At 40.3% G+C, this 12,030-nt stretch carries 8 protein-coding genes and 1 tRNA gene; 1 reads left to right on the forward strand and 8 read right to left on the reverse strand.

The genetic code is table 11. The features are described 5' to 3' along the window. Positions 1-281: 281 nt before the first annotated feature. Both QZ334_RS04375 and QZ334_RS04380 read right to left on the reverse strand, forming a co-directional pair. The gene (locus tag QZ334_RS04375) at positions 282-1,751 is read right to left on the reverse strand and encodes a [FeFe] hydrogenase, group A (RefSeq protein ID WP_295232266.1); all 1,470 of its coding nucleotides are present in this window, start codon (positions 1,749-1,751) and stop codon (positions 282-284) included. Between the two features lie 132 nt (positions 1,752-1,883). Beyond that, a complete protein-coding gene (locus QZ334_RS04380; RefSeq protein ID WP_295232268.1) occupies positions 1,884-3,890 on the reverse strand; it encodes an ABC-F family ATP-binding cassette domain-containing protein in 2,007 nt (668 codons plus the stop codon). A 112-nt stretch (positions 3,891-4,002) separates the two neighbouring features. Between QZ334_RS04380 and QZ334_RS04385 the strand changes: the two genes are divergently transcribed. Continuing rightward, positions 4,003-4,323, forward strand: coding sequence for a hypothetical protein (locus QZ334_RS04385; RefSeq protein ID WP_105086471.1), 321 nt, complete (start codon positions 4,003-4,005; stop codon positions 4,321-4,323). A gap of 129 nt (positions 4,324-4,452) precedes the next feature. Here the strand turns inward: QZ334_RS04385 and QZ334_RS04390 are convergent, their stop codons facing one another. The 6 genes from QZ334_RS04390 to QZ334_RS04415 all read right to left on the reverse strand — a co-directional run bounded on the left by QZ334_RS04390 (position 4,453) and on the right by QZ334_RS04415 (position 11,905). Then, the gene (locus tag QZ334_RS04390; protein ID WP_295232272.1) at positions 4,453-5,616 is read right to left on the reverse strand and encodes an MGDG synthase family glycosyltransferase; all 1,164 of its coding nucleotides are present in this window, start codon (positions 5,614-5,616) and stop codon (positions 4,453-4,455) included. A gap of 82 nt (positions 5,617-5,698) precedes the next feature. Then, on the reverse strand, positions 5,699-5,998 hold the full coding sequence (locus QZ334_RS04395) for an HU family DNA-binding protein (RefSeq protein WP_005385694.1): 300 nt from the start codon (positions 5,996-5,998) through the stop codon (positions 5,699-5,701). A 51-nt stretch (positions 5,999-6,049) separates the two neighbouring features. Further along, positions 6,050-6,832, reverse strand: a complete 783-nt coding sequence (mazG, locus tag QZ334_RS04400; RefSeq protein WP_060924080.1) for a nucleoside triphosphate pyrophosphohydrolase — start codon at positions 6,830-6,832, stop codon at positions 6,050-6,052. Then, positions 6,816-8,423: a putative polysaccharide biosynthesis protein gene (locus QZ334_RS04405; protein WP_295222107.1), complete on the reverse strand. Its 1,608-nt coding sequence runs from the start codon at positions 8,421-8,423 to the stop codon at positions 6,816-6,818. The genes mazG and QZ334_RS04405 overlap by 17 nt, the downstream gene beginning before the upstream one ends. Next, on the reverse strand, positions 8,420-11,716 hold the full coding sequence (mfd, locus tag QZ334_RS04410) for a transcription-repair coupling factor (RefSeq protein ID WP_295232275.1): 3,297 nt from the start codon (positions 11,714-11,716) through the stop codon (positions 8,420-8,422). The genes QZ334_RS04405 and mfd overlap by 4 nt, the downstream gene beginning before the upstream one ends. Before the next feature lie 104 nt (positions 11,717-11,820). Next, positions 11,821-11,905 (reverse strand) — tRNA-Leu (locus QZ334_RS04415). Between the last annotated feature and the right edge of the window lie 125 nt (positions 11,906-12,030).

The following is a 12,030-nucleotide window of genomic DNA, read 5'->3' on the forward strand; positions in this document are numbered from 1 at the left end:
CGTATATGGCATATATAGTATCTCATTCTGTGAAAACAACTATAATAGTATTTACGTATCATAGGTGTACTTTCTAAATATTCTAGATCACAATAACTCGTAAGGTGAATAGTTCTATGATTCTTCATAACATCCCCTACAAGTCTAAAGACAATAAAAAAGCAGATAGCTGATAAATTATCAACTATCTGCCTTTTAACTTAAGCCACATACGAGCTTTTATAGTATATAGCAACTAATTACAACAGTTAACGGTTACAAATACGGTTAATTATTACCTATTAGTTATTAGCTTCCGCTGCTGCTTTAGCCGCTTCTGCTGCCTTTTTCAAATTAGGCACAGATGTTGGGCATGTAGCAGGCGTACAAGCACCATTAGGACCTAAGTCTTCTGCACGGCTCACAAATGTGGTATGTAACATGTGATGAGCTTTATGGCTCATAGGTTTGCCATCGAAGAACTCAGCATATAATTTTTGAATATCTGGATTATCACAAGCTGCTTTCACTTGTACCTCTGCATCGCGAGTATACAAGGACGCAATACGAGCTTCACGAGCTTTATCAGCCATCGGTAATTTAACGCGTGGTTGACCACCACCACCGATACAGCCACCACGGCAAGCCATTACTTCAATGAAGTCATAATGGATGTTTTCTGCACGCATGCGTTCGATGAATTTACGCAAGTTACCTGTACCATGAACAGCCGCTACATGTAATGTTTTATCACCAATCACTACGTCTGCTTCACGAGCACCATCCATACCGCGAATTGCTTCAAATGGGATCAATGTTTGAGGTGCATCTTCACCAGTTGCAAATTTGTAAGCCGCACGCATAGCCGCTTCCATAACACCACCAGTATTACCGAAGATGATACCACCACCAGATGCTTCACCCATCAACGGATCGAATGAGGAATCTTCAAGGTCATCAAAGTTGATTTCTTCTGCACGTAACCATTTTGCAAGCTCACGTGTAGTAATACAGTAGTCTGTATCGCGCATTTCTGGTACATCCCAGTATTCAGCAGAGGAGTTCATTTCGTCACGACGGATCTCGAACTTCTTAGCTGTACAAGGTGTTACTGCAACAGCAACGATTTGTTTTGCATCAAGGCCCATTTTTTCAGCAAAATATGTTTTTTGTGTAGGTGCTTGCATAGCAATTGGACTCTTAGCAGTAGACAAGTTTGGCAAGAATTCTGGATAGAATGTTTCAGCAAACTTAACCCAAGCAGGACAGCAAGATGTGAATTGAGGCAATACCGCATCACTATTGATAACGCGTTCCAACAATTCAGATGCTTCCTCCATGATAGTCATGTCAGCACCAAAGTTTGTATCTAAAATATAGTCGCCACCCAATTTACGAAGAGCAGCTACCATTTTACCTTCTACGAATGTACCCGCATCAAGACCGAACTCTTCACCTAAGCCTACACGTACAGCAGGTGCAGTTTGGAAAACGACGATTTTATTAGGGTCAGCAATAGCTGCTTTTACTTCATCAATTTCAGAGCGTTCATTAATGGAATCAAACGGACAAATAGATGCACATTGACCGCAATGAATACAAATTGGATGATCCCCATTAGTTGTTAAATCATAATAATCAAATACGCCCATGTCTACAGCACAAGCTTTACGACATAAGGAGCAGTTTTTACATTTTGATAAATCTTGAACTAATGCAATATTGCCGTCTTCAATAGGTACACGACGATCTAAAAATTGGTACTTACTCATGAGTTCCTCCTACTTAGGTAACGTTGTTATCGTTAATCGATGAAATTATACTATACATTGTGATTTTTATCAATAAATTTACATGTAATTCCTTTGCATAACAGATATTAAAAAATCACATGATACAAGGAGTTATAGGCGTTCTTCTAATTCCATCCACCGTTCTGTGAGCGCATCTATTTGGGATTGAGTCTCTTCTCGCTCAGCCATCAAGGATTGCATCTTTTCATAATCAGTAGCAACTTGACTAATCATGACATCGAGCCCCTTTACTAAATGCTCTAATTTAGGTAATTCATCCATGATGTTAGCATACTCTGCTTCTTCCGCTTTATTGAGACCCTTCTTCGGTGTTTCTTTGAAAGTATCTTCCCCAACTGTATCCATATTACTATCACTACCATCTACCGAAGTACTTAATGATGAACCATCACACCCAGTACTAGTTTCAGATTTGTTAATTTTATCAGTTTTAGAAGCAATAGATGTATCAGTATTAGCCATGTAGAATGGGCGCTTTCCACCACTACTTTCATCTAAAGAATCCTTGTAATCGGAATAGGAACCGTGAACAATTTCAATTTGACCATCACCACTAAAAACAAAGAGTTTGTCCACAACACGGTCTAAGAAGTAACGATCATGGCATACTGTGATAATGACCCCACTAAAGGAATCAAGGAAGTCCTCTAGTACCTCTAATGTAGGAATATCAAGATCATTGGTCGGTTCATCTAGTAATAAAACATTAGGAGCGCTCATAAGCAATTTCAATAGATATAAGCGACGTCGTTCACCGCCTGAAAGCTTACGAATCGGCACACCATGTAGCTCAGGTGTGAAAAGGAATCGTTCAAGAATCTGACCAGCACTCAACGTAGAACCATCGCCCAGAACCATATAGGAATGATCTTCGCGAATATAATCGAGAACACGCATATCTTCATCAAACTCTGGTAGTTCTTGTTTGAAATGGGCAATGCGAACGGTCTCTCCCTTACCAATAGTACCGTTTGTAGGTTCATAGGTTCCATCAAGAATATTCATAAAGGTAGACTTGCCAACACCATTAGGGCCTACAATACCAATACGATCATGACGCACTACATGGTAGGTAAAGTCCTTAATCATAGGGCGCTCACCAAAGTAGAACTCTAAATGTTCAATATCAAAGATGGTTTTTCCTAACCGTGTTTTTAAAGCAATGGGATCCATTTGATCGGGACGTCTAGTTTTCTCCATATTCTTAAGTTTTTCATAGCGGTCTAAACGAGCCTTTTGTTTCGTCGTTCTCGCCAAAGCCCCACGACGTACCCATTCGATTTCTCGTTTCAAGAACTGACGGCGTTTCTCTTCTGTAGCGGCTTCGCGAGCCTCTCGATCAGCCTTCAAGGCAATAAATTCTTCGTAATTACCGTCATATTGATACATACGACGATTAGAAAGCTCTAAAATACCATTACATACAGAGTCGAGGAAATATCTATCATGAGTACTGATTAATAGGCCCCCTTGGCGAGCACTTAAGTAGGACTCAAGCCAGTCGATGCTATCTTCATCTAAATGGTTTGTCGGTTCGTCTAACAATAATAGGTCACAAGGATATAATAATGCCTGTCCTAATGCGAGACGACGCTTTTGACCACCAGATAACATAGCCACTTTTTGATCCATCTCAGGAAAACCTAATTTAGTTAAAATAATACGAGCCTCTTGCTCTACTTGCCATCCATCTTGTTGATCCATTTGTTCTAACGCATTCATATAGTTACGCGATATTTTACTATCCTCGCTACCAGACTCTTGCATTTCACGATATTCACGACTAATGCGTTCAAAGGATTGAACCATCCGCAAACGAGGATGGTCTCCATCAAGAACAGCTTCTAGCAAAGTTGATTCTGGATCAAACTCTGGGGTTTGAGCCAAATAATGAATACTCGCCTTACCATTCCGCTCAATAGTACCCTTATCAGGTTCCATTCGGGCTGCCAAAATTTTTAGGAATGTAGACTTACCCGTCCCATTAATCCCTACAAGACCTAACCGTTTGTCTGTGGTGAAAGTAATATTCACATCTTTAAACAGCAGTCGTGTGCCATATGATTTTTCTATATTTTGTAAACTAATAACGTTCATCGTATGCTCCTATTATGTCATTCTGTTATTTATTATACTACACATTACCATTGACAGTAACAGGCGCCGTCAGTAGAATAAACGTAACGTATATATTCATGAGGAGGTCCACATGGCAGCAGATATCGTTTTAGACTTTTACGAAACTATCAACTTTGAACTTATCGATATCGATGGGTATGACACATTATTTACAGAGCTCTTGGAAGATGGCACCTATGCAACTGTGTCCGATGATGACGGTCATTTGCCAGAGGATTTAGAGACGTTAATCGTATTCAATGTGTACGACGATAACGACGCCTTCCAATGGAGTGTGACCCTAGATGATTCCTACCAACTAAAAGACTTGTTGGACAGTGCTGAAAGCACAGATACATTCTTAGAAACACTTCAAAAAATTCGACAAGAACATATTGAACAATACCAATAAAACAAAAGCGATGACCTAAAAGTCATCGCTTTTTATTTCATATAAAGCTACTAATATCTGTATATTACAAATCTAGAAATACACGCATTACCAATAGCTAATTATATTCGTACTAGCTACTACAATAGATTAATTAATAGACTCTTCCACTTTTACTAGTTCGACAGGTTCACCCGTATTAGTAGCATCTAGAATTTCAATTAAGCTATTTACGATATTCGCTGCACCATCAACATGCCATTCACGAGCGTGCTCAGACATCTGTTGAAGTCGTGGTGAATTGATAAGAAGGGCTGTCACAACATCTTCTAAGTTATGAATATCACGAGCCCAACGAGCACAACCTCGTTGTTCTAATAGCTCTGCATTAGCCTCTTCTTGCCCTGGAATAGCATTAAAGAACACCATAGGTAAACCAATTGTAACAGCCTCCATACAGGTTAATGCACCAGGCTTTGTTACCAGCAAGGAAGAGGATTTCATAAGCTCCGAAATATTCGTAGTGTATCCATACACAATAGTCTTAGTACGCATAGATTCACTAAGGGTAACTAAGGATTCATAAAGAGACGTATTTTGACCGGCTACAACAGTAATTTCATCAATGCCATTAACTTCATCTAAGTGTTTTAATGCCGTTTCTAGAGAACCCAATCCAAGGCCCCCACCCATAACGAGCACTTTTATGGGTTCCTCTAAGCTATATTCTTCAATAGCATCACGGAAGAAGGCACGACGCACTGGAATCCCTGATACATGGATACGTGAGGCATCGATACCAGACGATACCATTTCATCTACCATCGATTCAGTAGCTACATAGTATGTATCAATTTGTGGATATAGCCAAAATTGATGACTACTAAAGTCCGTCATGATAGCCACTAAAGGTACATCGATATGCCCTTGACGCTTTAAGATAGACGCTGCACCACATGGGAATGGATGAGTAAATACCATCACATCTGGTTCTTCTTGTTGCACCAACTTAAGCATACGGCTTTTCAATAGGTATGATAATGCAGTTTGCAAAATCGTACCTCGTTTTTCCCCTTTTGATACGCGATAAATCATATCATATAGCATAGGAAATACGTCAATCATCTTGATATATGTGCCCTTGATCAAATGCTCTACAGACATGGTTTCTGTATCAAGAAAGTCTACATGCGTTATGGAAGCTTGTGGCTCCTTCTCTTTCCAATATTCTTCTATGGCTCTGGCGGCCTGCATATGTCCTGTCCCAATAGAAGCGGACACGATGAGAACCTTCCGTGATCTTTCGTTATTCATAGTACACCCTTTCTCTGTGCATTATACCATAAATAGACGAAAAAAAGAGACCTCGAAAGGTCTCTTTCCAATCTATTAAAGATTATTTTTTGCGTTTTTTAGCTTTTGCAGCGTTAACTTGTTCTTTCAAACCTTTACCAGCTTTGAATGCAGGGGATTTGGAAGCTGCGATTGTGATAGTTTTACCGTTTTGTGGGTTACGGCCTTCACGAGCTGCGCGTTCACGAACTTCGAATGTACCGAAGCCGATAACTTGTACTTTACCGCCAGCAGCTAATTCTTCAGCAACTGTGTCAAATACAGCTTTTACCGCTTTTTCAGCGTCTTTTTTAGTTAATTCAGTTTTTTGTGCAACACTTGCGATTAATTCTGTTTTGTTCATGACAGAACCTCCTTAAAAATACTATACCTAAGAAGCATGCAAACCTCTAGGCTACTTTTCCTGCACTTTAGCCTCCTCCCAAAAAGCATCCAGCTCAGCTAATGAAAAGTCTTCCCATGAGCGATCGCTTTGGTTAACACAAGCTTCTACATGTAAAAAACGCTGTCGGAACTTTGTGTTTGTGCGATTTAGTGCATTTTCACCGCTTATTTTATACCATCTTAATAGATTAATCAAGGAAAAAAGCACATCTCCCGCTTCTTTTTCCATATTTTCTCTATCTTTTTGGGCAATAGCCTCCTTAAATTCATCCATTTCTTCCGAAACTTTCGCCCAAACCGGATCGAGCTCATCCCAGTCAAAACCTAGCTTCGCAGCCTTTTCTTGCAACTTATAAGCCGCCACTAAAGCAGGTAAACTTTTAGATACACCATCTAATACAGATTTTTGTATATTTTTCTTTTCTTGTGCCTTTAATTCGTCCCAACTGTATGATTTTTCATTATTTTCAGGGTCAAAAACATGGGGATGACGGCGAATCATCTTCTGAGTCACATCATTAATTACATCTTCTAATGTAAACTGACCAGCTTCTTCAGCTAATTGACTGTGAAAGACAACTTGTAATAATACATCACCTAGTTCTTCGCGAAGATTAGCCATATCTTTATTATCGATAGCATCTACTACTTCATAAGTTTCTTCAATGAAATATCGACGCAATGATTCATGAGTCTGTTTTTGATCCCAAGGGCAACCATTAGGAGCTCGCAAGGCTTTTACTACATCTACTAATGGTTGTACCGATACAGGCTTATCAGTATTGTTCTTCATATAGTTTAGCCTCCTCCTTATCTCGGCGAGCTTGTAAGCGCTTGCCTATAACAGGGAAATGATACATATCAGCTTTTACAACGGCCTTTGTTAACCATAAGGATAAACCATATACAAATACAGCCACAATAATAGCCGCTGCCACTGCACCACCATTGCCGAATAACTCTACAGTAGTCACATACACTACTTGTGTAGCACCGCCCATAGCCATGGCAGACACTACAATTTTTAATAGCTCTAATTTATTAAGTACAGATCCTACATATTTTTTAACAAATATATAGTTTATGAATGCCGCAATGGCAAAATTCAAATTCGTTGCCCATGCAGCACCATTAATGCCTAGCTCAATAGTACCTGTCAATTCATAGTCTAAGAAGGTCTTAGCCAACAAACCAATAAAAATGGCTATCATAGGAATAACAGTTCTGCCTAACCCTTGCAAGATGCCTGCTGTAATCTGTTGCCAACCTAAGAATATAATGCTCAAGCTAATAACAGCAATAACAGGACCTGCATGAGGTGTTGCATATATCAGTTTAGATATAGGTGTCGCCAACACACAGAGGCCGATACAGGCTGGAATAGTAAACATATTTGCAATTTTAATGGCTGTTCCAGCGCGCTGCACAATACGTTGTACATCACCTTGGGCATGCGCTTCCGATACGGCTGGTACAAGACTAGCAGCTAGAGATGTAGTCAAAATAATGGGCAACCCAATCAACGATGTAGCCATCCCTGTAAGATAACCAAATTGTGTGGTCGCTTCATTGAGATAAAACCCAATATCCATCAAACGCTTTGGCACGATAAATGTATCGATAAGGGATACCATAGGCAGCATAATATTGGCCATCGAAACAGGTATGGCCAAACTAAATAGTCGTTTCACTACAGAACTATTACTTTCACCAACAGCATTCGGATTCTGCTGAGCCAACATTTGCGCCCGTACACGACGTTGACGATAGTAAAAGTAAATTAATACGAGTAATCCCGCTAATACGCCAGGGAATGTAGCAAAGGTTGCACCACCAGCCGCTAAGTGTAACCCTCTATCAATAAAGTAATAGGCTAAGCCCACCATAGAGGATACGCGGAAGATTTGTTCAAAGACTTGGCTAGTCCCAGTAGGAACCATGTATTGGAAGCCTTGGAAGTAACCTCTAAAACAACTCAAAATCGTAACGATAAAGATTGCTGGAGATAATAGCTGAATGGCGAGCAATGCACGAGGATCTGTAATAATATGAGAATCTATGAGCCACTGTGCACTGCCATATAAAGCAACACTAAATACAAGGCCTAACAGCGTTAACACTTTTAAAGATACGGAAAACACTTGTTGTACGCCACGCATATCATCATTAGCTAGCTTTTCCGCAATCATAATAGATATGGCCACAGGAATGCCTGCAGCGGAAATACTAACGATAATTTGATAAATCGGATAGGCCATCATATATAGGCCAATCCCTTCACCACCGAGTACACGGGCAATAAGGACTTTACTGAAAGCACCAATAACCTTAACGATAATCCCAGCCAAGGTTAAAATCATAGCACCCTTTAAAAATCGATTCATAGGCCCTCCTTAGACGATGTTTTCTGGCTAAGAGCCTTCATCACCGCTTCCGTAATGGTCAAAATAGAACCTTTCATGCCTTTAAGGCTCACATACAATATGGCTGGCTTGGAGTCTGCAAATTTCATCTTTTTCCATAAGTCTTCTCGCACAGCCCCCATATCCCAGTCGGCCATTTTGGAATCGTCATGCCAATGAATGGTAATCTGTTGATCTCTACGGACGATACTTTTAATACCAAGTAAACGTGCTTGCTCTTTAATTTGAGCAATGCGCAATAATCGGTCCACCGGATCTGTTGGCGTACCGAAGCGGTCAATGAGTTCATCTGTCATATCATCAAGCTGTTCTTTTGATTTAATATGTAACAATCGTTGGTATACAGAAATTTTGCGGGCACTATCTTTGATATACGCATCGTCGATAAAGGCATCTACCTCTAAATCGATGGCTGGATCAATGGAGACCTCGCGCTCTACCTCTTTATTTTGAGCCTTCGCAATGGCTTCTTCTAACATACTTACGTACATACCAAAGCCGACAGAGGCGATGTTACCATGTTGCTGTGAACCTAAGAGATTACCAGCACCACGGATTTCTAAATCTCGCATCGCCAATTTAAAACCAGCACCGAGCTCGGTGAACTCTTCAATAGCTTTCAAGCGCTTTTCTGCAGCCTCTGAAAGCATTTTCTCAGGTCGATACATAAAGTATGCATAGGCCCGTCTACGAGAACGCCCTACGCGTCCACGCATTTGATATAGCTGAGATAAACCTAATCGATCCGCATCATAAATGATGATGGTATTGGCATTAGGAATATCTAAGCCGGTTTCAATGATACTAGTAGACAATAATACATCATAATGGCCTTCATAGAAATCCGTCATAATTTCTTCAATTTGACGGCCCGTCATCTGACCATGAGCAATAGCATAGCGTAAACCAGGTAATGCTGATTCTAATAACTCACCCATATGATTAATTGATGCAACGCGGTTATATACGAAGTAAACTTGTCCGCCCCGTGCCAATTCTCGCTTGATGGCATCAGCAACGATGTTCATATCATATTCCACCACATAGGTCTGAACCGGCAATCGTTCCTCTGGTGGCGTGTTGATAACAGACATCTCCCGAACACCTACAAGAGACATATGTAAGGTCCGAGGAATTGGGGTTGCACTCAAGGTGAGCACGTCAATATTACTAGCCCACTCTTTCCATTTTTCCTTTTGTGCTACCCCAAAGCGTTGTTCTTCATCAACAACAAGCATGCCTAAGTCTTTAAAGACTACTTTTTTATTAAGTAGTGAATGGGTTCCGATGAGAACATCGATAGAGCCATCCTCTACACCTTTTAGAACTTGTTTCTTCTCAGATGTACTGCGGAAACGATTGAGCACATCGACTTTGACTCCAAATGGAGCAAAACGATTCCAGAAGGTTTGGAAATGTTGCTGTGCAAGAACTGTAGTCGGTACGAGCACCGCAACCTGTTTGCCACTCATAACGGCCTTAAAGATGGCACGCATAGCCACTTCGGTTTTACCAAAGCCTACATCACCTGCCAGCAAGCGATCCATAGGAACAGGTTTTTCCATGGATGCCTTGATTTCTGCTGTAGCCTGTAATTGGTCTTCCGTTTCTTCATAAGGGAAGGCATCTTCAAACTCTTGCTGCCATGGTTGATCTGGCAAAAATGCAAAGCCTTCTGTAATTTCTCGTTGTGCATAAATCTCAACGAGCTTATCTGCCAAATCATCAATGGATTTTTTTGCCTTTGTAACAACCTTAGCCCAGTCACGACCACCCATCTTATGAATACGAGGCACATCACCTTCATTACCGATGTATTTTTGTAACTGATCTAAATTGTTTGCAGGTAAGAACAGTTTATCCGTTCCCGCATAAGCGATTTCAATATAGTCGCGATGAATGCCTTCCGTTTCTATCGTTTTAAGGCCAATATACTTACCAATACCATGCATGCTATGAACTACATAGTCACCTGGTATTAAGTCCGTAAAGTAGTTGATTTCTTGGCCCTTTTTAGGCTTGTTGCGAAGCTTACGTTTTTGTTGTCCGTAAATATTGCCTTCTACAACAACTACGAGATGGCTATTAGGTAATTCAAAACCATCGGTCAATAAACCTTGCAAAATAACGACCGTATTAGGTTTTGCAATCCATTCCTCACTATGAACAAAGGCAATTCCTTCACCTTCAAGAGCTCGTTCAATACCTTCTCGTCGTTGTTGGTTATTTAATACCAATACAACTTGATGATTGAGGCGATGCCATTGCTTAATTTCATCTGTTAGGAGTGGAATTTGACGTTCAAAGCTCGTCATCGTTTTACCTTGAATACCGATTGGATTAAATCCAGGTAAACCGATAGAGCGTTGTTGCATAAATGTGAAAGCTACTTGATTTGTAGCCTCTACAGTACGTTGTAATTCACTCCAGTCGCAATGATTTTTCCGATGTGTAGGATCTTCCTTGAGGAATTTCTTTAATGCTTCCTGGATACGACCGGGCTCATCATAAATGAGAGACCCTTCTTTCACATAGGATAATAAGGTGCAATCTGCATCACTTTTACCAAGGAATAACGGTGTCACCGTATACGAATCAATTTGTTCAATGGAACGTTGGTTCTCAACAGAGAAGAACCGCAATGTATCGATTTCATCGCCAAAGAACTCAATTCGTATTGGATGTTCACTATTAACAGGATAAATATCTAGAATATCCCCACGCACGGCAAAATGACCACGTTGTTCCACCTGGTCTACACGTTCATATCCAATTGTAACAAGCTGTTCAAGAGCTGTATCGCGTTCAATCGTATCATTCAAAGAAAAATGTAACGACTGGCCTGTTAAATATTGTGGAGATACTACATATTGTGTAACCTCTTCTGCATTCGCTATAACTACGGCAGGTTCTTGCCATGCTAGCAATGCTAAAGCACGCATTTGTGCACCTTGATTTTCAAGGCTACGAGCAGTGGTTGTAAACTCCACATTGTCAGTTATAGGAAATGATAGGACTGGGATATTAGGCCAGAAAAAGGCTAAATCTCGTTCCCACATCTCTTTATGGTCCTTATCATGGACTACGATAACTACGGGCTTTGTAAGGCCTGTAGCAAAAGCTTGGTTTAAGAGGAAACTCTTTTGAGATCCACTTAGACCATATATGACTGACTTTCCTTTCCGCTGAAATGCGTTTAGCCCATCCACAAAGGATGGGTTCTGTGAAAGCAGCTTAGTTAATGTATTATCCATACTGCACCATATAGTATTCATGATTATTTAAATAAATAGTTCTAACTCATTTATTATAACATTTTTAGGCAAAAAAAATAGCACCTCAAAAGGTGCAATAAAGTTGGTGCGGGAGAAGGGACTTGAACCCCCACGCCGTAAGGCGCCAGATCCTAAGTCTGGTGCGTCTGCCAATTCCGCCACTCCCGCGTCTCAACTGAAATAATAATATCATGTATATAATTCATCGTCAATCATTTTTTTAGATTTAAGTAAAATTTCATGTTGCCTCTAAAGTATCTACTATATAACTAATTAAATATCTGCTATATAAC

Origin of the sequence: Veillonella sp., assembly GCF_019414865.1 — a bacterium.
Taxonomy (GTDB): domain Bacteria; phylum Bacillota; class Negativicutes; order Veillonellales; family Veillonellaceae; genus Veillonella.

Bases quoted from the DNA above. Each gene is read 5' to 3' on its own strand.
- mazG (WP_060924080.1), bottom strand. From the start codon at position 6,832: ATGAAGAACAATACTGATAAGCCTGTATCGGTACAACCATTAGTAGAT.
- QZ334_RS04375 (WP_295232266.1), bottom strand. From the start codon at position 1,751: ATGAGTAAGTACCAATTTTTAGATCGTCGTGTACCTATTGAAGACGGC.
- QZ334_RS04380 (WP_295232268.1), bottom strand. From the start codon at position 3,890: ATGAACGTTATTAGTTTACAAAATATAGAAAAATCATATGGCACACGA.
- QZ334_RS04405 (WP_295222107.1), bottom strand. From the start codon at position 8,423: ATGAATCGATTTTTAAAGGGTGCTATGATTTTAACCTTGGCTGGGATT.
- QZ334_RS04385 (WP_105086471.1), top strand. From the start codon at position 4,003: ATGGCAGCAGATATCGTTTTAGACTTTTACGAAACTATCAACTTTGAA.
- mfd (WP_295232275.1), bottom strand. From the start codon at position 11,716: ATGGATAATACATTAACTAAGCTGCTTTCACAGAACCCATCCTTTGTG.
- QZ334_RS04390 (WP_295232272.1), bottom strand. From the start codon at position 5,616: ATGAATAACGAAAGATCACGGAAGGTTCTCATCGTGTCCGCTTCTATT.
- QZ334_RS04395 (WP_005385694.1), bottom strand. From the start codon at position 5,998: ATGAACAAAACAGAATTAATCGCAAGTGTTGCACAAAAAACTGAATTA.